26 protein-coding genes are annotated in these 21,410 nt (G+C 36.8%); 12 read left to right on the top strand and 14 right to left on the bottom strand.

Features of this window, described 5'->3' with window-relative positions:
- Positions 1 to 4: 4 nt before the first annotated feature.
- The 3 genes from IQ31_RS08205 to IQ31_RS08195 all read right to left on the bottom strand — a co-directional run bounded on the left by IQ31_RS08205 (position 5) and on the right by IQ31_RS08195 (position 3,164).
- Positions 5 to 934: an alpha/beta hydrolase gene (locus IQ31_RS08205; RefSeq protein WP_208734168.1), complete on the bottom strand. Its 930-nt coding sequence runs from the start codon at positions 932 to 934 to the stop codon at positions 5 to 7.
- A 100-nt stretch (positions 935 to 1,034) separates the two neighbouring features.
- The gene (locus IQ31_RS08200; RefSeq protein WP_120335437.1) at positions 1,035 to 1,256 is read right to left on the bottom strand and encodes a methyltransferase type 11; all 222 of its coding nucleotides are present in this window, start codon (positions 1,254 to 1,256) and stop codon (positions 1,035 to 1,037) included.
- 1,308 nt (positions 1,257 to 2,564) lie between these two features.
- A complete protein-coding gene (locus IQ31_RS08195; protein ID WP_244294425.1) occupies positions 2,565 to 3,164 on the bottom strand; it encodes an HD domain-containing protein in 600 nt (199 codons plus the stop codon).
- A gap of 178 nt (positions 3,165 to 3,342) precedes the next feature.
- On the opposite strand from IQ31_RS08195, the gene IQ31_RS08190 reads away from it, so the two are divergent.
- The 5 genes from IQ31_RS08190 to IQ31_RS08170 all read left to right on the top strand — a co-directional run bounded on the left by IQ31_RS08190 (position 3,343) and on the right by IQ31_RS08170 (position 8,119).
- Entirely contained in the window at positions 3,343 to 4,365 is a 1,023-nt protein-coding gene (locus IQ31_RS08190; protein WP_145327713.1) for an LLM class flavin-dependent oxidoreductase, read from the top strand.
- Positions 4,366 to 4,377: 12 nt separating this feature from the next.
- Positions 4,378 to 5,499, top strand: coding sequence for an NAD(P)-binding domain-containing protein (locus IQ31_RS08185; RefSeq protein WP_145327712.1), 1,122 nt, complete (start codon positions 4,378 to 4,380; stop codon positions 5,497 to 5,499).
- 235 nt (positions 5,500 to 5,734) lie between these two features.
- Positions 5,735 to 6,508, top strand: coding sequence for a helix-turn-helix domain-containing protein (locus IQ31_RS08180; RefSeq protein WP_145327711.1), 774 nt, complete (start codon positions 5,735 to 5,737; stop codon positions 6,506 to 6,508).
- Between the two features lie 202 nt (positions 6,509 to 6,710).
- On the top strand, positions 6,711 to 7,208 hold the full coding sequence (locus tag IQ31_RS28210; protein ID WP_145327710.1) for an anthrone oxygenase family protein: 498 nt from the start codon (positions 6,711 to 6,713) through the stop codon (positions 7,206 to 7,208).
- Between the two features lie 407 nt (positions 7,209 to 7,615).
- A complete protein-coding gene (locus IQ31_RS08170; RefSeq protein WP_075991373.1) occupies positions 7,616 to 8,119 on the top strand; it encodes a hypothetical protein in 504 nt (167 codons plus the stop codon).
- Positions 8,120 to 8,645: 526 nt separating this feature from the next.
- On the opposite strand, the gene IQ31_RS08165 is transcribed toward IQ31_RS08170, so the two are convergent.
- Positions 8,646 to 9,452 (bottom strand): LexA family transcriptional regulator, encoded by an 807-nt coding sequence (locus tag IQ31_RS08165; RefSeq protein WP_145327709.1) that lies wholly within the window; start codon positions 9,450 to 9,452, stop codon positions 8,646 to 8,648.
- A gap of 341 nt (positions 9,453 to 9,793) precedes the next feature.
- Between IQ31_RS08165 and IQ31_RS08160 the strand changes: the two genes are divergently transcribed.
- Positions 9,794 to 10,366 (top strand): hypothetical protein, encoded by a 573-nt coding sequence (locus IQ31_RS08160; protein WP_145327708.1) that lies wholly within the window; start codon positions 9,794 to 9,796, stop codon positions 10,364 to 10,366.
- A 150-nt stretch (positions 10,367 to 10,516) separates the two neighbouring features.
- Here IQ31_RS08160 and IQ31_RS08155 read toward each other — a convergent pair whose 3' ends face one another.
- Genes IQ31_RS08155 through IQ31_RS08145 form a run of 3 tightly spaced genes read right to left on the bottom strand, consistent with a single transcriptional unit; the run spans position 10,517 to position 11,847 of the window.
- On the bottom strand, positions 10,517 to 11,032 hold the full coding sequence (locus tag IQ31_RS08155) for a hypothetical protein (RefSeq protein ID WP_145327707.1): 516 nt from the start codon (positions 11,030 to 11,032) through the stop codon (positions 10,517 to 10,519).
- Positions 10,989 to 11,366: a hypothetical protein gene (locus IQ31_RS08150; RefSeq protein ID WP_145327706.1), complete on the bottom strand. Its 378-nt coding sequence runs from the start codon at positions 11,364 to 11,366 to the stop codon at positions 10,989 to 10,991. The genes IQ31_RS08155 and IQ31_RS08150 overlap by 44 nt, the downstream gene beginning before the upstream one ends.
- Positions 11,353 to 11,847, bottom strand: a complete 495-nt coding sequence (locus IQ31_RS08145) for an N-acetylmuramoyl-L-alanine amidase (protein WP_145327705.1) — start codon at positions 11,845 to 11,847, stop codon at positions 11,353 to 11,355. Before IQ31_RS08145 ends, IQ31_RS08150 begins: the two co-directional genes overlap by 14 nt.
- Positions 11,848 to 12,592: 745 nt before the next feature.
- Between IQ31_RS08145 and IQ31_RS08140 the strand changes: the two genes are divergently transcribed.
- Genes IQ31_RS08140 through IQ31_RS08130 form a run of 3 tightly spaced genes read left to right on the top strand, consistent with a single transcriptional unit; the run spans position 12,593 to position 14,658 of the window.
- On the top strand, positions 12,593 to 13,489 hold the full coding sequence (locus tag IQ31_RS08140) for an SIR2 family protein (protein WP_088160493.1): 897 nt from the start codon (positions 12,593 to 12,595) through the stop codon (positions 13,487 to 13,489).
- Positions 13,490 to 13,525: 36 nt separating this feature from the next.
- Complete coding sequence (locus tag IQ31_RS08135; RefSeq protein ID WP_145327704.1) at positions 13,526 to 14,380, top strand: DUF2071 domain-containing protein; 855 nt, start codon at positions 13,526 to 13,528, stop codon at positions 14,378 to 14,380.
- The gene (locus tag IQ31_RS08130; protein WP_145327703.1) at positions 14,377 to 14,658 is read left to right on the top strand and encodes a hypothetical protein; all 282 of its coding nucleotides are present in this window, start codon (positions 14,377 to 14,379) and stop codon (positions 14,656 to 14,658) included. Before IQ31_RS08135 ends, IQ31_RS08130 begins: the two co-directional genes overlap by 4 nt.
- A 60-nt stretch (positions 14,659 to 14,718) precedes the next feature.
- On the opposite strand, the gene IQ31_RS08125 is transcribed toward IQ31_RS08130, so the two are convergent.
- The gene (locus IQ31_RS08125; protein WP_145327702.1) at positions 14,719 to 15,876 is read right to left on the bottom strand and encodes an FAD-dependent oxidoreductase; all 1,158 of its coding nucleotides are present in this window, start codon (positions 15,874 to 15,876) and stop codon (positions 14,719 to 14,721) included.
- A 30-nt stretch (positions 15,877 to 15,906) separates the two neighbouring features.
- On the bottom strand, positions 15,907 to 16,668 hold the full coding sequence (locus tag IQ31_RS08120) for a helix-turn-helix domain-containing protein (RefSeq protein WP_244294424.1): 762 nt from the start codon (positions 16,666 to 16,668) through the stop codon (positions 15,907 to 15,909).
- 373 nt (positions 16,669 to 17,041) lie between these two features.
- Between IQ31_RS08120 and IQ31_RS08115 the strand changes: the two genes are divergently transcribed.
- The gene (locus tag IQ31_RS08115) at positions 17,042 to 17,236 is read left to right on the top strand and encodes a hypothetical protein (protein WP_145327701.1); all 195 of its coding nucleotides are present in this window, start codon (positions 17,042 to 17,044) and stop codon (positions 17,234 to 17,236) included.
- A gap of 74 nt (positions 17,237 to 17,310) precedes the next feature.
- A complete protein-coding gene (locus tag IQ31_RS08110) occupies positions 17,311 to 18,150 on the top strand; it encodes a helix-turn-helix domain-containing protein (RefSeq protein ID WP_083663504.1) in 840 nt (279 codons plus the stop codon).
- A gap of 96 nt (positions 18,151 to 18,246) precedes the next feature.
- Here IQ31_RS08110 and IQ31_RS08105 read toward each other — a convergent pair whose 3' ends face one another.
- Complete coding sequence (locus IQ31_RS08105; RefSeq protein WP_145327700.1) at positions 18,247 to 18,546, bottom strand: hypothetical protein; 300 nt, start codon at positions 18,544 to 18,546, stop codon at positions 18,247 to 18,249.
- Positions 18,547 to 18,623: 77 nt separating this feature from the next.
- Between IQ31_RS08105 and nudK the strand changes: the two genes are divergently transcribed.
- Complete coding sequence (nudK, locus tag IQ31_RS08100; protein ID WP_075991362.1) at positions 18,624 to 19,205, top strand: GDP-mannose pyrophosphatase NudK; 582 nt, start codon at positions 18,624 to 18,626, stop codon at positions 19,203 to 19,205.
- 23 nt (positions 19,206 to 19,228) lie between these two features.
- Here nudK and IQ31_RS08095 read toward each other — a convergent pair whose 3' ends face one another.
- From IQ31_RS08095 to IQ31_RS08080, 4 genes are all read right to left on the bottom strand, one after another.
- A complete protein-coding gene (locus IQ31_RS08095) occupies positions 19,229 to 19,657 on the bottom strand; it encodes a hypothetical protein (RefSeq protein WP_075991361.1) in 429 nt (142 codons plus the stop codon).
- 136 nt (positions 19,658 to 19,793) lie between these two features.
- Complete coding sequence (locus tag IQ31_RS08090) at positions 19,794 to 20,054, bottom strand: Ada metal-binding domain-containing protein (protein WP_075991360.1); 261 nt, start codon at positions 20,052 to 20,054, stop codon at positions 19,794 to 19,796.
- Positions 20,055 to 20,064: 10 nt separating this feature from the next.
- Positions 20,065 to 20,778 carry a 2OG-Fe(II) oxygenase gene (locus IQ31_RS08085; protein ID WP_145327699.1) on the bottom strand — a complete coding sequence of 238 codons (714 nt, stop codon included), beginning with the start codon at positions 20,776 to 20,778 and terminating at the stop codon, positions 20,065 to 20,067.
- A gap of 171 nt (positions 20,779 to 20,949) precedes the next feature.
- Positions 20,950 to 21,381 (bottom strand): MarR family winged helix-turn-helix transcriptional regulator, encoded by a 432-nt coding sequence (locus IQ31_RS08080; protein ID WP_145327698.1) that lies wholly within the window; start codon positions 21,379 to 21,381, stop codon positions 20,950 to 20,952.
- Positions 21,382 to 21,410: the final 29 nt, after the last annotated feature.

The following is a 21,410-nucleotide window of genomic DNA, read 5'->3' as shown; positions in this document are numbered from 1 at the left end:
CACACTATTTTGAATAAAACGTTTTTGGATACAACTTCTTAAAAGCGTTGTAGACCGCTTGATGTATTACAGTGGAATGCAATTCATCAGGCATGTAATCAAATACAAAATGAATTTTTTTATTGTTATTAAGTATATCAGATAACGCTATGGCCTCATCATACATTCTCACATCTTCTTCTTTATTGGGCACACCAAGATAAACTTTTATATCTTTTTTCAAATTACCTTGTAGAAACTTCGCTGCTCTTTTCAATAATGACTCCTCGCCCCACCACAAACTTGGGCTTATAATAATATAGTCATCAAATAGTTCGGGTTGTTTTAATAGTATCTCTACGGAAAGAAGCCCCGCCAGTGACTCCCCTATTAAAGTTTGTTTTCCATTCGATTTATAATTGCCACTTATGTAAGGAATCAATTCCTTTTTCATGAAGGTTCTATATTTTTCGGAACCACCATACGAGGGAAAGCTAGCTTTTTGAAAACCTTCCTTTTCTATAAAATCTGTATTTTCAACAGGGAAGGTAAAATCTCTCCTTCGTGTATTTCCACCTATTCCAACAACAATACTTTGAGGGAATCTATCGATCCAGGGTTGTGTACTGAAACGGACAATACCCGCAATATGAAAAAAATCTTCATCAATACCACCATCAAGAACATATACAATTGGATAGCGAACAGAATCATTGGGGTTATAATTGTCGGGAAGATAAATGTTGATCATTCTGTCTTCACCCAAAACTTTTGAATGCAAAATCTCTGACCTCCCCATCAATAAAGGAGTACCATTTTGTGCCAAACAATCTGTATTAAAAAAAAAGAGAATTAAAAGAATGAGCATTCTATTACCAATCATATCCGATATATCGCGCTTACCAACACTGTTTTTTTGAATAATCTTATTTTGAAATCCTTGACTATTCGACATAATATCCCTAAGACCTGCCAACAGTTTTGTTCAACAAATTACCAGCGCAATTTACAATGAAAATTAATATAATTGTTAGTTTTTTATTTTTTGAACATAATTAAATGATTCTTTCACAACGATAACCCCACTCGAACATCTTTCTAACAATGCTGTTGGTCTCAATTTCCAATTGTGAAGATTCAATTCTTAGAATACGTTCTTCATCGTCAAGATCGAAGTTAATTTTATAAGCGGAAAACAGGCTGACAAGAGTTGCAACAATTCGCTGTGCATCCTTCATTCGATAAACATTGGTTTTAAATATTTCGACTCGTTTCATTAGATCTGATTAAGTTCCATTCAAGAAATACGGTGTTAATCCTATTCCATTTACTCATTCTAAACTACAATACAGCGCGTACAACAGCTACAAAGTTTAGATAAATACAGTAAAAAACTCGGTAAGTATGGTAAATTAAACGGTAAACACCAGGCTACTATTTAATAACTGAATTATAACCATTCATAAATCCCTGAATAAGTTCAGGAAGATTCAATAATAAAAATACGCAAATGACAATAGCAATAATGGCATAAAAAAACCACGACGAACTTTTCTTTTTCATAATAAGCTATTTAAGAATAATCAATTTAAAAATATAGGCTTCATAAAGATGGAAATTGCGCTAGAGCGCTGCAAAACAGAACAGACACAATAATATACCTTCTTGATTTTCAATATAACTCAATATACGAAATTAATCTATATAACAATAAAGTAATTTAAAAATTATATTTTTCAAAAAATAAAAACAGTCACTTCAAATAAGAAAGTTAATGTTACAAAATAGAATCTTTGTAATCCATGTATAGTCGAACCTTATCTTGTCGCATATTGTGTAGGATACTGGGCTTAATAGCGCGATTGATTGAAGATTTATATTCTACTATAGTGTCCCCAATATTGGCCTGGGAATCTTTGGTTTTCACGCTGGTAAAGATGGTTATCAATCCTACTATAGTTAAAATTACCAATGAATTAAAGAAGTGTATCATAAATAAAGATTGAATAGTTTATCAATCCAATTTCAAAAAATAAACTTTAAAAAACCAAAAGTTTTCGGTGAAAGAACAATTTCCATCGGTAAACAACAGACTTTTATCTATAAACCGACCAACTCTTGCCATAAACAATTACACAAGAGAATTCCATACTAAACTTTCTGTCATATATTTTTTTACAAACAGATTTTCAGAGGCTCTTGACCATACTAAAAAACAGCGCGTTATCACCTACGCTAAGTTCGCGGTCCAATATTAAGTTTTCTTTAATTTTGATGCTTCCTATTTAGTCTGACTACTCAATTTCGTAAATATGTCCCATGAAAAGAATAGGAACATTCATTTTGACAACGTGCATGTTTGCAACCTCGCAGCTCACGTTCAGTCAAAACAATATACAAAATAGAATTAGTTCATTTTGGAAAGCAATAAAGTTGGACTACCAAATGGCTGGACACTAACCTCTGTTGGGAAACAAATAGAACTCGAAGACTTACCGCTGAACTTAGTTATCAATCATCATAAAAAGCTGGCAGCTGTCAGCAATAGTATCGGATTTACTGCTTGCCATTGATCAGTATCCTAACTACTCTCCCTTTTTGAGAATCCCTCGAGCAACTCCAGCATCGATCAATTTTTCTGCATATTCCCACAATACTGCTGAGCCATCCTTGATGACAGATTTTTTTGCATAAACCTTTTCATAATTTACACCAGGTTCATTCCAGGTTCCACCATTATTGGAACTATTCTGTAAAAGTGGTTCCAATCGATCCATCGCTCGTGCGAACTGTGCTTCTGGCGTTTTGCCAGCTTCAAATTCTTCCCAGATCGCAATGAGTTCCTCTGCTTGCTGCCCAGGCAAAATTCCAAAAATCCGCTGAGCTGCCAAACGCTCCGCACCTGTATTGGTATGATTTTTTTCTGTATCATAGATAAAAGTATCACCTGCATCAATTTCGACGATATCGTGTATCAATACCATTTTGACTACCTTCAATAAATCCACTGATTGATTTGCGTGTTCTGAAAGTACAATAGCCATGAGGGCAAGATGCCAACTATGTTCAGCGTCATTTTCGGGACGGTCACTATTGAAAAGTTTTGTCCTGCGCTGGATATATTTAATCTTATCGATCTCCTTAATAAACTCGATCTGTTGTAATAATTTGTCTGAAAGCATCATCCTGAATCACTAATACAATTGAATAATATATAAAATTACTCTTTTTGAGCCACAGCCTACTTGTCATTTGGCAAATTCATTCAAACCATATATTATTGACACCCATCGGACAATGTAAACTACCGAAATAATCGCAACATTTATTAAATTTGATTGACATCAAATCCCATTGTGATTTATGAAAAAAATAGGCTTTTTATCTTTTGGCCATTGGTCCAAGCATCCCGCATATAGTACGCAGACCGCAAGCGATACTTTATTGCAATCCATCGATCTAGCAGTAGCTGCTGAAGAAATAGGCATAGATGGTGCATATTTCCGTGTACACCATTTTGCGAATCAGCTAGCATCTCCCTTTCCTCTATTATCGGCCATTGGAGCCAAAACCTCCAAAATTGAGATCGGCACCGGCGTCATCGATATGCGCTATGAAAACCCCCTTTATATGGTGGAAGACGCAGGAGCTGCAGATCTAATCTCCGGGGGCAGATTGCAGCTCGGCATCAGCAGAGGATCGCCTGAACAAGTAATAGATGGTTGGCGTTACTTTGGTTACAATATCAACGAGGGCGAAACAGATGCTGATATGGGAAGGCAAAAAGCATTGGAATTTTTAGAAAAACTTAAAGGAATTGGTTTCGCTGAACCAAATCCCTATCCAATGTTTCCAAACCCGCCCGGTTTGCTGAGACTCGAACCCCATTCGGAAGGGTTACGTGATCGTATCTGGTGGGGAGCAGCATCGAATGCCACGGCTGTATGGGCTGCTCAAAACAGGATGCACCTGCAAAGTTCCACTTTGAAATATGATGAAAATGGCAAACCTTTTCATATTCAGCAGGCCGAACAAATACGTTTATACAAAGAGGCCTGGAAGGAAGCAGGGCACCCTGGTGAACCCCGCGTTTCGGTCAGTCGATCCATATTCGCTCTGGTCGATGATTTAGATCGTTATTACTTCGGGCAAGAGGCTGACAAAACAGATAAAATTGGGGTAATAGAATCGGACAAGCGGACGATTTTTGGGCGAAGTTATGCCGCAGAACCAGATCAACTCGTGAAAGAACTAGCGCAAGATGAAGCAATACAGGAAGCAGACACGCTATTATTGACCGTTCCAAATACGCTAGGGGTCGACTACAATGTCCACATTCTTTCAGCCATTTTGGAACACGTAGCTCCCGAACTTGGTTGGCGTTAACTCCACTCTCGTATGATAAAGAACATTCGCTACAAAACAAAAATTGCAGTCATTGGTGCGGGTCAGGCTGGACTTTCTGCTGCTTATCATTTGAAGAAGCTCGGACTTAAAATCGGGCCGGATTTTATCATCTTGGATGAAGCCTCTGCACCAGGAGGAGCCTGGCAATTTCGCTGGGACTCCCTTACCTTAAGTACAGTCAATAAAATACACGATTTGCCCGGCATGTCGTTTGAGGAGACTTTATCAACAAAAGGGGCGGAAGTTCAGGCAAACACCGCTGTTCCCCATTATTTTAAACTTTATGAAGAAAAATTTGGACTTCAAGTATATCGACCAGCTAAAGTAGAAAAAGTCTACTTGTACCAAGATCGCTTTCATATCGATACGGCAGAAACTCTTTTCTCAGCACTCGGTATTATCAACGCCACCGGAACATGGGAAAACCCCTATATTCCTACCTATCCAGGTGCAGAATTATTTCGGGGCGAGCAACTTCACACAAAGGATTTTAAAACTGCAGAGTATTTTCGTGGCAAACATGTTATTGTTGTTGGAGCCGGTATTTCTGCCATTCAGCTATTGGACCAAATCTCGAAGGTTACAACGACAACCTGGGTAACACGACGACCACCTTTATTCAGAGAGGGGCCATTTGATGACATGGCTGGGCATAATGCTGTTGCTATGGTAGAGGAACGTGTACGGTTGGGGCTTTCACCTTTGTCTGTCGTTTCCGTTACGGGCCTCCCCTATTCTACAGAAATCCAGGAGATGGAAAAACGGGGTGTCCTTCAACGTTTTCCAATGTTTCAAGAAATAACAGAAAAGGGGATCAAATGGGCCAATGGAACAGAACAACAAGCAGATGTTATACTTTGGAATACAGGCTTTAAAAGTTCATTGCGCCATCTAGACGCAGTGCTACCAAAAGAAAAACAGGGTGGCATTCAAATGGCAGGCAGACTAGCGACCATGGTCGCAAAAGAACCAAGAATTCACCTCGTGGGTTATGGTCCATCAGCATCGACAATCGGTGCAAACCGTGCAGGTAGCGCCGCAGCTAGAGAACTTCTAAAAACGCTTTCAGCTGCCGACCTGAACACAAATAAATTTAGTGGGAGCCAACTATAATGGTAGTTTCAATTTTGAACACTTAAATTACTGGAACATGCACAATTATTTGAGGTGAGAAGAAAAAATCCCCTTTTTTATTTCAAATAAGTCGGATTGCATGTGTAGACTTTAGATATACCATGATATTACAAATCCGCTAATGAAAATCTCAGGGCAACTCCATCTTATAATAGATTTTTCAGTATATTTAAACGTACAACAGGTCGTAATCAAAAGCCAACAAAGTTAATTGATGAATGCTCAAATTATCAGCCCTGATACATCCATTACATTATTCGTAAAGGCGATCCTGGTATTTGAAAGTCAGAAAAATGATCGCGTAAACTTACCTTTTTATGCTGATGGTTACCCCGGTCTATTGTTTCAACGATGCTATGGTGATTTTACAATCAAGCCCCATGATAAAAAGATGCCGACGATTTTTCTCTATGGTCAGACAATAAAACCGATTTCAATAGATGTAACAGGGCCTTTTCAGATTATCGTTTTTCAATTTTACCCATTTGTATTACGCCGATTTTGGGGTATCTCGCCCGAAAGCATAAACGACGGCTGCTATGATCTAGATGCTCCTTCAAATAGAGACTTCCACCAACTAAGCAGTACATTATCCTCATCTTCAAACGCTGAAAACAGCATCCAACTATTAACACAATCGCTCCTCAGCTTTTTCGATAGCAAGAAATATAACATAGATTTTTCGATTCAGCGAGCAATTCTCGAAATCATCGAAAAAAAGGGCCAAATCATTATTAAGGAAATTGCAAAAAAAGAAGCATTGAACATCCGAACTTTTGAAAGAAGGTTTTTCAAGGAAACTGGGGTATCCGCTAAACAATTCGCTAAAATGGTACAGTTTCAGGCCGCTTTGAAACAGCTTAATAGCAAAGATTTCCAAAAGCTAACGGAAGTTGTTTATGAAAATGGGTTCTCCGACCAATCGCACTTTATTCGTGTCTTTAAGACTTTCACAGGAACAACGCCAACATCATTTAACAAAAAGTAGGTTACTGTCGTTTTTATTCTATATTGACTCACTGTTTATCACAACTTTTGTATGGTCTAAGGGCGAGCTCAACGAAAGTGTGTAATTTCTTTAAGCCTCAACTTCTTCGAAATATTTGCTATAAGAAAACAATGCTCTGATAAATTAGAACACCTAGACAATTAACTTCAGTAAAACATTGTACATCAAAAAAAATATAGACATGAAATCGCAAGACATCATTTTAGCGCTGGCAACAATATTTTCGGCTATCATATCAGGCTTGTTTTTTTCGTATACCTTTTCGGTCAATTTGGGTCTACATAAACTCAACGATAAAGCCTTTTTGATGGCCATGCAAAATATCAATAAAAAAATACTAAACTCAGCTTTTTACTGCTGTTTTCTAGGCGCACCAATTTTGTTACTCATGGCTAACATATTATTTTTTGACCTGTATTCACCTAAATTTTATCTAATCCTAGTTGCATGCCTAAGCTATATTATTGGTGTACTTGTGGTTACAGGCACGCAAAATGTACCCTTAAATAATCAATTAGCCTCGATAGACCTATCGATATCTTCAGAAAAATCGTTAAGACTTGCACGTGACGCCTTTGAAAAACCCTGGGTATTTTGGAATAACATCCGAACTTGCTCTTCTTTACTTACACTCACCTGTTTAGTTATTAACTTGGTCTTTTTTAAATCAAAAAATTGATCATAACATTGGGCTAATAGTATAAGATCAAATCCCTTACAACCTGTTTACAGACATTTCCGCCGAAATAAAACTTGAGTTTATCATTTACCTATCTCTTATAGACGAAAAAAAGCCCAAGGCATGCGAATTTAAATTCATTCCCCCCGAATTTAAATCAAGTGCTAAAACCTCTTCCTCAATACCTTACTTTTATAAAAATTGATCAACGAATGTTATTGAATGTGAGCTTAAATCATCATGAAGGCATGTATATTGATGATTCAAAGAAATCTTCACGAAACTGCCAAAACATACATGAGCCGAAGTTGTCTATCAATAAAAAGGGTCTTTACAATTAAAAAGGAGCATAGCAGTATGAAGTATGTTATGTTCAAAGTAATATACAATTAATGAAATTTTTCCCCATGAAAACAAAACACTTAATTTCGACATCATTGTTAGTATCTTCTGCCATAGCGTTGTTCACATCTTGCAATGGCAGTTCTGTCGATACGGTAAAAGCTATCGAATCAAACTACGACAATCAAAACAAAACCATTACGTTAACAGGTGAATTTGATGCACCATCCTTTACATTCTCATCAGGTAAATCAAAAACTATGGCCATGAATTTCGTAGTTAAATCCCATGCATTTAGTTCTGAAAAATTCACTGCATTCAGCGTTATATTACCTGTAGGGACAGAAAAAAACAATGTTTTATTTGAAATTCCCGCAGATCAGAAAAATTATACGCTTAAGAACTTTTATGTATTTGACGATAAGGGAGAAAAAATCAATCTAGATTCCCATACAACCTTCAAGATGAAGGGAACCGTTCACTACAGTGAAATGGAAAAACCTGAAACTGAACGGGAAAAAGATAATTTTTCCTATAAAATAACCGATGTAAGCTTTGTAAAAGACTAAAATTAACAACAATTGATAGCATAAGAAATAAAAAAGCCAGATTTCAAAACCTGGCTTCAAAAATAAACATATGATGATTAGTAAATGGTAAGTCCATAGGTACAACTTAGTGAATAGTTCGACTTATTCAAAAATGCCTCGACCCCGCCCTGATAACCTACGCACATGTACCTATTATTTCAATTGAACGCCACGGACATGCCGGAATAATGAGCAACCAATATTCTCGTCACGTTATCAGCCTTCTTAACGTTAAATATATACTAGGAGCGCCAAGACAGCACGCAACAACATGCCCGCATACGTTCAACTTATAGTCAAATATAGAAATAAAAACTAATATAATTAGTTTTTATTTCTATATTTTTTAGCAAAATCATAAATACTTGATAAGGAGAACTTTCAATTTAGTAGCGGGCGATTGGATTAATTTATTGCACTATAGCCGAAACAAAAAGGTCCACCTATAAACGGTGATATGAAGAGACGAACCACCAAAACGATCATATGCTGAGTTAGGCTGTTCCTAAAGCGAACGGCTAATATCTACAACATTAAAAATTTGGTCAACATCATCTAGACTTACTTCAAAATCCGGGTATCTTGTTTTATCAGTATTTAGCGAACGAAGGGTAAGAATTCCGTTATTGACATCATGATGAGCAATTTCTTTGATAATAACTCCTTCATATTTATGTACAACAACCCAATAACGATATTTGTGGGTATGAAATTTTGATTGCCATAACTCCCTTTTAATCAAACGTCCCGTCACAATATCGCCGTCCAATACACTTGCATCAGTTCCATCGGTCATACTATCACCACTAACTTCAAAAGAACGATAGGCACCTTTATGAAACTCATTGACCGTAATAAAATGTGCCGGTAAATCGTCCATATATTCAGCATCAGAAAAGCCAGACAAATACCCAGCTTTAGCTTTCTCTGTCACAAGTTTTGTCTGCATCAAATATCGTCCTGGGGAAACTTCAAAAAATATATTATTCTTATTTTCGTCAATAAACTTGACGTCCTCCGAAAAATACCCTATTGACTTACCGTTACCAATACTAAGCATTGCTATCGTGTCGGGGTGCATTAAAGGAGTTATCTCTACTCTTTCACCTTTTCCATACAACAACCAGTCATACTGAACCTGAGGAAAAGCCGCTTGAATACGTGTTTTCATCGTAAGTCCAATAGGATACTCTCCTTTTTTAATACGCGAGTACACCTGTTCGCGTACCCCCAATAAAGACGCGAATTCACGGTTAGTAACACGCATCTCCAAGCGTAAAACTTCAAAGTTATTATTTGGATAAGTTTCCATAGTCGATCGGGTATTTAACAAATGTTACACAAATATATAACAATCTGACACTAAGTTACACAACTTATTAAACCTAAACAAACAGACAATCAAAATAAAACAATAAAAACCTAATTACCAATAAATTATAGTTAAACAAATAAGTTTATATTTCCATATAAAAAGTAAAAATAAGCTTCGAATAAACTTGTTTGATTAACAAATTTGTTTAACTTTGTTTAACATCAATAGACTATATTAAATTCATAGAATAGACGAGCAGGGTAGTAAGTCAATTAGCTATTCATTGGATTTGCAATTAACGAGACTAAAATCAGTTCATACTTAAAGGTAAAAAGAAAATGGAACAGCTCATGACACAACATCCCGGACAGCACATTGTTTACGCAGTAGATTATCATCAACGACAAAAATACAACAGTAATTTAAGAAAAGAAGAAAGCAGTACAATAACCGACAAAAATAGCTCACAAGGTATGAACTCACTATATTATTCATTCATCATGAGTTTCTTGAAAGAAAATCATCCTGAAATACTAAAATCCATCGATAAGATATATGAATCTGACCTTTCCAAGATCAGTCAAGTAATTGACTGCTATTGTAAATTTGTGGGTATACCTTCTCAACAGATTATGGGTGAATATATCAATTATAAGGATATTCAGCATCGTTACAAAGCTATCGCCGTTGTTCTACGTATTTTTCAGCCAGAAAAATTAGATAATCTGAAAACAAAAGTAAAAAGTAGCATATATAAGGAACTTGGCCCTTATTTAAAAATAAATAATGACACGTTACAGAAATCTATCATCTGTGCTTGCAATCAATTTGACCTCTATCGTGATTTCAAAAAGGAAATTAAACAGATTGCCAATTATTACCTTATTGACAGGCATTTCGATGGGGTTTAGTATTATTTGTACAATCACACAAGCTCTGCTAATTCGGCAATTCTGCCCGGTTCCAAAAATATAGTCCTTGAATTTTAAATACTCAAGGACTATTTTGTGTTTCTTATCTGAATTTCATTAAGAATAATAGTAACATTTTTTAATCGGAAACTACCAAGACTCAACAAACTTACGTTTCTTTATCCACCAAATAATCAAACCGACCAATACACCGCAACCCATTAAAAAATAAAGAAGGCTTGACACCGCTGGTTTTGAAACCTCTTTTGATTGTGCTTTGCGTAGCTCCATTTTCGTTTCAATTTGTTGACGACTTTCTACCTTCTGAGCTTTCCAATTGGTATCGAACCCACTCTCAAGCTGCAGCTTTTCAGCATAATGCTCCTTTTTAGTATAGACTTTTCCCTTACGTAGCTGAACAGCACCATCCTGCATAATCTGGATCCCTTCACCTTCAATTTGCATCACATATTCATCTGTTACCAAAACCTCTTTATCTGATCGAACAATTTGTATATGTTCCGTGTTCTGTGCTATAGTAGCATAATTGGTATTTTTCTCTTTGACACCAAACTCTTGTGATCCCTTGGTTTTCTCAACCTTTCTAAACAAACCGCAGCTGCTAACCAGTAGCAGCATTGCGATTATCTGTAGTGTATTCTTCATTTTTAACGCGCTTTAATTCAATCTGTAACCTATTATGAAGTTTCATGAGATCATCATATTTCACTTGCAAATCCGCTAAGGTCTTAGCGCAAGACGTACGTTCGTCATTTGCCAAACGTAACCCTTCATTAAGATCTTCGATGATCGTCCGTAATTGCTCAATATCTTTCTCTAATCTATTGGCATATCCTTCCCATTTTTCAATTACCTTTCCGGCATTCTCAACATTTGTTGCCTCCACTTCAGCTTGCTGCTTGGGCCTTCCAACAAAATACCCCCCTACAGCTGTCACTACAGGGATAATCAATTTCTCCAAAATCTCAAGTAATTCCATTATAACTTCCTTTTGTTAACGGTTTAAATTTTTCCCAGGGAAACTGTATCCCTGGATCCTCCTTTCTTCCAGGCGCAATATCCGAATGCCCCAAAATCTCCCGAATTGAATAAGTACGGACAATTGTTTTACACACAGCTATCGCAACATTGATCTGTTTTTCGGTGTAGCTCTCCTTACCCTTATTTTGCAATTCAATTCCAATGCTACAATTATTCAAATCTCTTTGACCGGCCCAGGTACTAAGGCCCGCATGCCAACATTTAATATTAAAAGGGGCCAATTGCGTTATAACACCATCACGACTGATATGAAGATGGGCGGAGACCTTGCTCCGGGAATCAGTCATCCAATCAATTGCACTCGTTGCATTGGATGCACCATCGTAGTGCATAATAATATAAACGGGTTTAATAATTCCACCTTTGTTTGGTGTATCTCTATAGGCAACACCGATCAATTTGTTTTCTTTAATTTCCATATCACGAACTTTTTTTATGACTTAACCTGTTTCTACGCTAAAAAAATTACCATTGTGTATTAAAAAAGGGAAACACACTTTATCAATCGTTATTTAGCTTCTATTTTTATACAAAGTTAAGTGTGATCCTTTGTCGCAGAACGGACTATTAGCTGGATGTAAGCGGTAGGTTACAGATACCGAATATTACACAAAATTTTCTTCGGTGTACGCGTTCACCAAAAGTGAATTTAACAGGACTAACTCTTCATAGTCCCCTCAAAAGCAGACAATAACACAACAAAATATTACTAAAATTTATGAGGGAACATGTTATCAAGACCGTGATATCATTGTCAAGCCATATCACCACAGACCTCACATCATTGACGAGGCATCAAACATTTCTTGTGCTGCTTTGTTATTTGTTTGTTATAGCATAGGATGAGTTATACCGTGAAGGCTAGGAAGTTGGTTCGCCTAGCCTTTTTTGACGAATAAAAACAACATATCTGACTGATCCGCCCCTCGCAATGACATAATCATTTTTTACAGAGGTTTCAATTTACACGATATTGCTTCCATGGCCCTGCCGACAATACCATTTACAGTACCATCACAAATCTAGTTGACATAAATCCTACGATTTTTTATTAAATTCGTAGGAGAGAAATCTAAATTCAATAGATTATATGTTACAACCAAAAATGAGATTGATTGACATCGTCATTTAACTTTACATGCGTGAATCTTGATTTATAATACAATGAACAAGTTTGCTTTATTAGTTGGAAACGACATTAATAATATTTCACCAGGAATAAGCTGGAGTGATTTACTACACAACATCAAAGAAAAGTATAAAGTCAGCTCATTAGAAAATGGACAAAAACCTTTTCCTATGTTGTATGAGGAAATATTCCTTAACGCAATTCGAGAAAAACATATTAATGAAAGAGAACTCAAAACCTATATATCGGATTGCGTCTCTCAAATCAATCAAAACGAAATACACCAATTAATTCGGGATCTTTCGATCGAAAACATAATCACCACTAACTATGAATTCAGCTTAGAAGGAGAAATCGCCACAGCAAATACCGGCTTAATCCGTGAAACGACCTACAGTGTATTTCGTAAACACCAAATCGGCAACACGAGCTATTGGCATATACACGGTGACTGCCTAAATCCATCTTCCATTAATCTAGGTTATGAACATTACTGTGGCCAATTGCAAAAAATGAGGGATTATGTGGTTAATGGGACAAATTATAATTCGCAAACGGTCTACAAGGCTGCACTAATTAAAAGATTAAGCCGAAAAAAGGATACTAAACTCCAATCCTGGATTGATTTATTTTTCACGCAGGATATCCACATTCTAGGTCTATCGCTTGATTTTGTAGAAATAGACCTTTGGTGGCTGCTAACCTATCGCGCCAGAAATAAGTATTATAGACGAAGCGCATTTATTGAAAATCAACTCTTTTATTATACAACTAAAAAATGGTATGCACTCTCCAAAGATAAAATGCAATTACTTCAAGCAAACGATGTTGAAATTGTCATTATTGACGAAACCAATAAAACTAAATACTACAAGAAAGTCCTCGCAGGCATAAAAAATAGATATAAGCTACCCAGCAAAATATTAAGTTGAACCATACAGCAATTCATAGATTTTCAGCTTGTTATCATGTCATTAATAGAAAAAGAATTTCGCGCTGCCAAACTAAACAAATTTACATTAAGCATTGAAAACTTTCTGAATAGTCTATTCTTGAGGAAAACAAAGTTTATACTTACCAAACCCTTTTCAGCAATAAAATTGAAAAGTGAAATTAGCCATGTAGTTTATTTAAACTGGATGGTGCCTCTCGCCAGAATTCAACAATTCGTCCCCCCAGGAATTACCCTCGATCCTGTCGGTAACCATGTTTTATTTTCAGTGCTAACTTACCGCCATGGCCATTTCGGCCCTGCAAAACTATATCATTTAAAATCCTTATATGGGTCACCTCTACAGAGTAATTGGAGACTTTACATCAGTCAAACCCAAGAGCAATTTAAAGCGCCTACAGTCCTATTTCTCGCAAATGTAATGAGTAGCCAGATCTATTGCATCGGTAGTTGTTTATTCAGTAGCATGATGTATACACATCAACCTTTGGCTTTCCAACATGACCATATCGGCGTTCAAACTCACACCAAAATAATCCCCGGGAGAAGCAATGCACCAGACTTGGAGGTTGTTTGCCAACCCTGTGATCAGTGGAATATTCCAAGTCAATTTCTCCATCTGTCGAAAGATTTCAATCAACTCCTGAATAAAATAATTATTCAAGACCAAGCCTTAACTCCACTGAACAATGGTCTATTCCGACAGGCGAATATTGCGTTAAAATTCGATCCAAAAGACATAAGACCTTTAAAAATTGATTTCTTTAGAAGCGAAACATTAGCTGATATTGTTCAGCATGAAAAGTGTTTTGCTTTCGAAATACCGGCGGTTTCATTTTTTATAAATCACGAAAAAACAATAAAATTATGAACTTTATCGATTTCAGTATAGCTGTATTGCTCGCAAACGCGATGCCCCATTTTATTTTTGGAATAACAAAAGTTCGCTTCTTAGGGCTTTTTGGTTATACGACAACAGCAAATATTTGTTATGCACTATGCCAATGTATAGTCGGAATCGGTCTGTTTCATCACAAATACGGGTTAGATAAACTTTTTAGCAATGGTTTTGCACTTGGCAGCACATTAGTTCTGATACTTTATTTTATTTTCGGTAGCTTACTGCTTGTGAAGTTCCAGAAAAAATAAATATTCTTTTTCTGGAAACTCCCTTTGTTACTCTATACTGCTTAAGGTGATTTAAGGTTGTTAATCCGCCGATGGATGGCTAAAAAATTCCAACATAGCAGATAAAGCAGTAGCCGAATGCATGCGATCACTATTTTCCAATGTATCCTGCGTTGCTTCTGCCCCCCTTCTTATCATGTCTTTTTCAAAATAAGATAATGCTTCCAGCAAAGATTCATGTTTCCCATTTGTCAGGCATTCAGCCAACTCGAAGGCATCCTGCATTGCTACATTCGCCCCCTCCCCAGCAAATGGTGGCATACGATGAGCTGCATCTCCGATCATTGTAAGGTTAGTCTGTGTTTCCCAGTGTTGATCAAGAGCAAAATAATATTGGGGACGGGGTATAAACTGTACATTGTCATTCACAAAAAACTCATCCCAAACCGTGGTCCATCCAGGGAAATGATCTTTAAGCCATTGCGATACTTGCTTATTGTCCTTAAAATCAATTCTAGCCTTATTATAATCTTCTTCTAGAATCTTTGTACTTGCAACAAACATCATTGAACCGTCACCTTTTGTACCATATCCAATAAATTGTTCCGATCCAAAAGCCATCATTTTACCACCGTTCGCCAATTTAAAAAGATGAGGAGCATTCTTTTCAGCATCATAGATATTTCCCTCAACCAATGTAATTCCCGAATATATAGGCGTTAGATTACTTAAGTAAGGACGTACTCTTGAATTTGCTCCATCTGCTGCGATCACCAGATCGGCATATGCATCCACTGCATATTTAAAATGCAACAACCAACCTTCACCATATCTTTCCATTGCAACAAATTGACTATCCCAAACAACGGTATGCGGTTCCAAGGCATTCAATAAGATATCTCGCAAAGGGGCTCGGTCTATTTCCGGTCGATTTTCGGCGACTGACTGCTCTTCATCATGGTCATCAAATTTTACGATGAGATCCTGATCAACGATACGCAGCTTACTCGCAGTCGGTCGATGATATTTATAGAACTCTTCCATTAATCCTGCGCGTTTCATCGCTTCAAGTCCCGTCCCTTCATGAAGATCCAAAGTAGAGCCCTGTACACGAACTTCAGGATTTAAATCCCGCTCATAAACGGATACATCAGCCCCCTTTAACTGTAATAATCGAGCTAACGTAAGGCCGCCAATTCCACCGCCAATTATGGCTATTTTTTTATTTTGTATTAACATCTTATTTGTTTTAAAATTCATAAAACAAAACTATTGAGATGTAAGCGATGATAATAGTATAAATCGGTCGTTTTTATTTTTTAACAGCTCTTTGGGAACTACTCCCGAAAATTTCTTAATCTCTTTAATAAAATGGGTCTGATCGAAAAAATGTTCCTCTGGAAAAAGTTTCCCTTTTGCAATGTGATCCAATGAGGACCTAAAACGTAAAATATTACAGTACGACTTCAAAGAAAGTCCAAATTGCTGATTAAAATAACGATTGATTTGCCTGCTGTTCCAAAAAATCTGTTCGGAGAGTTCGGCAACTGAAATCGCTCCCTTACGCTGATAGATCAGTTCAAATAACTTACGCTTTCGCTCATCAATCATAGAAGGAAGAAGTGACTTAATAATTTGTACAGATTTGACCACAAATAATTTAAAATCAACTAAATCAAACTCACAAAAACCCCAAAAATCAGTCGCAAGAAACTTACCCGTATTGATGATACCGGCAATACTTTCTTTTAAAATATACTCCGCCCCAAGCAATTTAAAGCTGATACAAAATAGCTGTCCGTCAATAGGAATAGTCGCTTCTTCATGGGGCATTGTTCCTAGACCAAGTAAAACGATCCTAAAGTTATCTACAGAAGATTTGAAAAGAAACAAATCAACACGTCCATCTGGCAAACCGATGGTTTCCTTTATAACGCCAGATTCATTACGCAAACACCAAAAGCTATCCACAAAACTTGCGATCGCTTCATCAGGTTTAACTATTGTATATTGTAGGCCATCTTCCATCATCAATTGTCCTTATCATTCGTATTTTGAGTATGCTAATTGATATAACAACATAAAATTAACGATTAAATCTTAAGTTTACTTATTGCCTAAAACCTGAACAATAAGGTCTTGACGTTATCACCAACGAACTTATTTCCCCTACTAAGCCACTAGATCATGAAACAATGAATAACTTCGCTACGCAAACGTTCTTTCGTACTGAAAACGATTCGTTGTTAAAGTCAATGAAATTACACGTTCAAATCTTTCGCAATTGATGGATTAAACAAGGGGTACAAGGACTGATTTCACCTCATAAATACAAGTCAAAAACACATTTATAAATCAGAAAACCAACTATTTACGACATATAAAATATTTTTTAAAATCGATTTTGAGAAATCAAACCTCAGATATGAATTATCTGGCCTATTCAAAGGATGGTCTACACTTTCGCGTCTTCGAAAAACCTTTAGCTGCGGCCAATGTATACCGCTCTTCTGTATTCCCAAAGACCTCTTACTCAAAAAGCATTGAACTTGGTGCTGTAATTGGTTATAAGTCTGGATGGAACCTTTGGCTATCGTGAATTCACCACCAACAAACAGGTACTGGAAGATGGTTTAAAATAAAACACCTATATTTAGGTTCAAAATCATTTCGATGGAGTTATTTCCGACAATAGATATTCAAGAATTTAGAAAAGACCAGCTTGCAGGTAATCAAGGATATTTATACTCGGAATTGCGTGGTGAACATCATATAGCGCGTCCACATCAACATCACTTTTTTTTATTGGTACTTTTTGACCAAGCAGAAGGTGTCCATACGATTGATTTTAAAGATTATCACATTGATCGTCATCAAATCCATATCCTGTTTCCGAAGCAAGTTCATAGCTGGAAATTAGGAGCCAATACAACTGGTTTCCAATTGATGGTCGATAGAGAATACTTCGAGAAATTTTCACCCAATTTCCGTTTTTCATTCGCTTACTATCAACGTAATCCTGTTATCTCACTCTCCAACGAAACATTTGCTCTACTTTATTATGAATTTAATGCGATAAGAAAAGAACTTGAGGACCACAATTGTGTTCCTGCTATTATCTATTCTCGCACAGCTGTGATCGCATCGATACTAAGCAAAGAGGTACAAAAGGTAGTCCAAAATGAACAAAATAATGAATCCAATCCTCGTCTCTTAAAGTTACAGGAGTTAATTGATATCCATTTTCGGCATGAGAAGTCGGTATCTTTTTATGCGAAAGAACTTAATATATCCACCCCGCACCTTACTAAAATCTGTCGTCAAAAGCTCGAAGTATCTCCAAGCCAGCTCATTCAGCAGCGAACTATCTTGGAAGCAAAACGATTGTTAAAAGCAACCGGTCTATCTATCAAAGAAATTTCGTTCAAACTTGGTTTCGTCGACTCTCCTTACTTCTCCAATTTTTTCAAACAACATACAGGTCTGAATCCAAAGCAATTTAGAACGGACTGAGGTTCGCCAATACCTAGCATAAACTAAATTTTGCTCCAATACTTCTTCGTTAAAAATAAACAGTAAGTCCATTTGCGAAACAAAAACTTGTTATTTTTACATAAAAACACCATTATCAATGATTTCTGAGCTTATTAACCTTGTAATGGACACAACTCTTTTCATCTTTGGCCAAGGTTCCAGTAACGACCGTCCTGAGAAAGAAAAAATAATTTCAAATTTGGGCCTGTCTTTGACGCTAGTTGCTGCTTTGGTTGTTACGCTACTTCCCCACAGTCGGATTGCACCAATTGATTTCTTTTGGATTATACCTGTTAGTTTATCAATGGGTTTTATCCTACTTTTTATCCCGCTTCGACTACGCTGGGTAGCACCATGGAGAATCGCGACATACATCAAAGCTTCTCTTAGTTTTTCCTGCTTAGTTTGGATTGCAATTCTTATTTTTATCTTTTGACTTTAACGCGCTAAAAATGGCAATAAAAGATATTAAAATTGTAAAAACTGAAATTCTATCAGACAACTGGTACACTTTAAAAAAAGTGACTTATCAATACAGCAAACCCGATGGTACGGTACAGCAACAAAGCCGAGAAGCTTATGATCGTGGCAATGGAGCTGTCATTTTACTCTATAATACCAGTACTCAAACAGTCATATTAACAAGACAATTTCGAATACCCACCTACATCAACGGAAATGAATCAGGCATGCTTATCGAAGCTTGTGCAGGTCTACTTGATCAAGATTCTCCACACGACTGTATACGAAGGGAAACAGAAGAAGAAACAGGCTATCAGATCAAGGAGGCAAAAAAGATCTTTGAAGCTTATATGTCTCCAGGTTCTGTAACTGAAATTCTACATTTTTTTATAGCAGAATACACCAATAACATGAAAGTTGGCGATGGCGGTGGTTTAGAAGAAGAGGAAGAGCATATTGAGATTCTAGAAATCAATATCAAAGAAGCACTACATATGATTGATACAGGTGAAATCAAAGATGGTAAAACCATTATGCTACTACAATATATTCGATTAAAAGATATACTGTAGACGCCCAATTTATATGATTAGGGCTAGTGATTAACTTTCTCAAAGATAAACTTCGGGTCTTGGAAATTGATGGTTGAAGGTATATAATGTGGAATTCCCATATACACTTGCTCCGTTCCTGTACCTAAAATATACAGAGACCCTTTTTTTAATAAAACAAAGGGTCTTCTTTTTTTCTGTCCCCAGCCAAATGGTGTATAATAATAGTCCCCAAGCAATGTGTCTTTTTGGATATTGCCGCGAATATCTCCCGAATCAACCTCACCTCCAGGTCTATAAAAGAACAATTGACCATGAAAACGGCTCTCAAAAAGATTAAGATCCAAACGGGCACTATCACGTTCACTATGCGCTATATAACTCAATACTTTAGTATCTTGTCTCCGCTCTTCACAGCTTATTAACAGCAGAGCCGAAAAAATAAAATAAACAGCAATCGAAAATAAACGCATTTTTCTTTTGATCTACGATAATTAACCCTGCCTCAAGATAAACACAAAATTCAACAATACACAAGGAAATTGACATAAGATGCTTTTTCCAAACTCGATTTACTTAGATGCTCTATATAAGAGAACTTAATGCGACCTACACTTCACCAAATCTCCTATTTTTTTCCTTCCATTCAACATAGTTCGCTTTTAAGCAGTGCCCACAAGGACGATATTGATGCTGTAGCGCTTCTTGCTCAGTGGCAAAAAAGACCCTGTTCTCCCGCTTCATCCTTTTTCCGGAAATACAACAAAGCAATCCATAAATTTTTAGTTTTTCATTGCCTCCTAAGCGAATTTCTCCCGTTCGAATCTTGGCGTGCAATGAAGCATCTGATATATTTTTATGCCATTCCATTGTGCGGGTTTTATCTCTCGGCGTCGTGAAAAATAATACCCAACGCACTGCGTTCACCTGCCGTGACTTCACTCACCCCGTGTTTCATATTAACCCTAAAATATCCGAGTCGTCCTTTCTCAGGCCTAAAATTCGTCGCAAATAAAACGAGATCTCCCTTTTGGGGTTTCAAAACAATAGCCTTTGACTGCGCTCGAGGTATTTGTTGCGTTAGGACAAATTCCCCCCCTGTAAAATCTATTTCTGGCTCGTTCAACATAAACACCGCTTGCATCGGAAAATAGATTTCTCCATATAAGTCTTGATGTAGGGTATTGAAACCTCCTTGACTATATTTCAAAATCAATACTGTTGCCTGTTCTTGTCCTTTCAAGCGGCAATCCGTCAAAAGGTCTTCATGTTTCATCGAAAACGACTTATCGATTTTCAGCGCGCGAAACCAAGCATTAGCAATGACGGCCAGATGGGGATAAAGTTGAGATCGAATCGTTTGAATCAACTCAGGTAGTGGGTAGTCAAAATATTTGTACTCTCCTATTCCGAATCGATATCTCTCCATAACGACAGTTTTGCGGAAGAGCCTCGAATCGTTATACCCGTCTTTTAATAGATCGCATTGTAAATCTGTCAATAGATTTGGAATGACCACATAACCATGTTTATGCATTTCTTCTGTAATCGCAGGCCAATCTAGATTTTCTATGTTTTGAATGACATTTTCCATACCACGAATCTCCACATTATAGTCCTGTCAAAAAATCCGAAATATGCTAAAATGATGTATAATAAAAGGAACGTGAACATTTATAGCTCAAGACAATCCATATCAAAAAAAAAGGATTAAATACAGGCAGGTGTATTTAATCCTTTTTTTTGATATCATATCGTATAAAAACTAGCTATTTCCAACATTATGCACGATTTTTTCTGCCAAGGCTTTAAGCTGAACCATATCAGCATAGTCGAGCTTTAAGGCTTCAAAAATCTGCATGGGAACACAGCTCGCCTTTTCCTTTAATTGCAATCCTTGTGCGGTAAGCTGTACTTTCACCACGCGTTCATCTTCTTTGCTTCGTGTCCGGGTAAGCAATGCTTTCGTCTCCAAACGTTTCAACAGTGGCGTAAGCGTTCCATTATCTAGAAATAGCTTAGCCCCTAATTGATTTACAGTTTGCTCATCATTCTCCCATAAAGCCATCATGGTGATATACTGGGGATAGGTCAAGTCAATCTCTTCAAGGATAGTTCGATATTGCTGCATAATTTCCCTATGTAGCACATAGACTGAAAAGCAAAGCTGCTTATCTAATTTTAATAAATCATCCATCTTACAAAGATATTGAGTTTTTAAGGGAT

Source organism: Sphingobacterium siyangense, from assembly GCF_007830445.1.
GTDB lineage: Bacteria > Bacteroidota > Bacteroidia > Sphingobacteriales > Sphingobacteriaceae > Sphingobacterium > Sphingobacterium siyangense.
Note: the sequence above shows the minus strand (reverse complement) of the source record. Positions and strands in the feature narration are given on the sequence as shown.

Bases quoted from the DNA above. Each gene is read 5' to 3' on its own strand.
- IQ31_RS08130 (WP_145327703.1), top strand. From the start codon at position 14,377: ATGAACTTTATCGATTTCAGTATAGCTGTATTGCTCGCAAACGCGATG.
- nudK (WP_075991362.1), top strand. From the start codon at position 18,624: ATGGCAATAAAAGATATTAAAATTGTAAAAACTGAAATTCTATCAGAC.
- IQ31_RS08095 (WP_075991361.1), bottom strand. From the start codon at position 19,657: ATGCGTTTATTTTCGATTGCTGTTTATTTTATTTTTTCGGCTCTGCTG.
- IQ31_RS08195 (WP_244294425.1), bottom strand. From the start codon at position 3,164: ATGATGCTTTCAGACAAATTATTACAACAGATCGAGTTTATTAAGGAG.
- IQ31_RS08135 (WP_145327704.1), top strand. From the start codon at position 13,526: ATGTCATTAATAGAAAAAGAATTTCGCGCTGCCAAACTAAACAAATTT.
- IQ31_RS08180 (WP_145327711.1), top strand. From the start codon at position 5,735: ATGAATGCTCAAATTATCAGCCCTGATACATCCATTACATTATTCGTA.
- IQ31_RS08170 (WP_075991373.1), top strand. From the start codon at position 7,616: ATGAAAACAAAACACTTAATTTCGACATCATTGTTAGTATCTTCTGCC.
- IQ31_RS08120 (WP_244294424.1), bottom strand. From the start codon at position 16,668: ATGATGGAAGATGGCCTACAATATACAATAGTTAAACCTGATGAAGCG.
- IQ31_RS08155 (WP_145327707.1), bottom strand. From the start codon at position 11,032: ATGAAGAATACACTACAGATAATCGCAATGCTGCTACTGGTTAGCAGC.
- IQ31_RS08110 (WP_083663504.1), top strand. From the start codon at position 17,311: ATGGAGTTATTTCCGACAATAGATATTCAAGAATTTAGAAAAGACCAG.
- IQ31_RS08085 (WP_145327699.1), bottom strand. From the start codon at position 20,778: ATGGAAAATGTCATTCAAAACATAGAAAATCTAGATTGGCCTGCGATT.
- IQ31_RS08160 (WP_145327708.1), top strand. From the start codon at position 9,794: ATGGAACAGCTCATGACACAACATCCCGGACAGCACATTGTTTACGCA.
- IQ31_RS08090 (WP_075991360.1), bottom strand. From the start codon at position 20,054: ATGGAATGGCATAAAAATATATCAGATGCTTCATTGCACGCCAAGATT.
- IQ31_RS08125 (WP_145327702.1), bottom strand. From the start codon at position 15,876: ATGTTAATACAAAATAAAAAAATAGCCATAATTGGCGGTGGAATTGGC.
- IQ31_RS08185 (WP_145327712.1), top strand. From the start codon at position 4,378: ATGATAAAGAACATTCGCTACAAAACAAAAATTGCAGTCATTGGTGCG.
- IQ31_RS08140 (WP_088160493.1), top strand. From the start codon at position 12,593: ATGAACAAGTTTGCTTTATTAGTTGGAAACGACATTAATAATATTTCA.
- IQ31_RS08145 (WP_145327705.1), bottom strand. From the start codon at position 11,847: ATGGAAATTAAAGAAAACAAATTGATCGGTGTTGCCTATAGAGATACA.
- IQ31_RS28210 (WP_145327710.1), top strand. From the start codon at position 6,711: ATGAAATCGCAAGACATCATTTTAGCGCTGGCAACAATATTTTCGGCT.
- IQ31_RS08105 (WP_145327700.1), bottom strand. From the start codon at position 18,546: ATGTATGTCGCGATTCTCCATGGTGCTACCCAGCGTAGTCGAAGCGGG.
- IQ31_RS08205 (WP_208734168.1), bottom strand. From the start codon at position 934: ATGTCGAATAGTCAAGGATTTCAAAATAAGATTATTCAAAAAAACAGT.
- IQ31_RS08190 (WP_145327713.1), top strand. From the start codon at position 3,343: ATGAAAAAAATAGGCTTTTTATCTTTTGGCCATTGGTCCAAGCATCCC.
- IQ31_RS08150 (WP_145327706.1), bottom strand. From the start codon at position 11,366: ATGGAATTACTTGAGATTTTGGAGAAATTGATTATCCCTGTAGTGACA.
- IQ31_RS08080 (WP_145327698.1), bottom strand. From the start codon at position 21,381: ATGGATGATTTATTAAAATTAGATAAGCAGCTTTGCTTTTCAGTCTAT.
- IQ31_RS08165 (WP_145327709.1), bottom strand. From the start codon at position 9,452: ATGGAAACTTATCCAAATAATAACTTTGAAGTTTTACGCTTGGAGATG.
- IQ31_RS08200 (WP_120335437.1), bottom strand. From the start codon at position 1,256: ATGAAACGAGTCGAAATATTTAAAACCAATGTTTATCGAATGAAGGAT.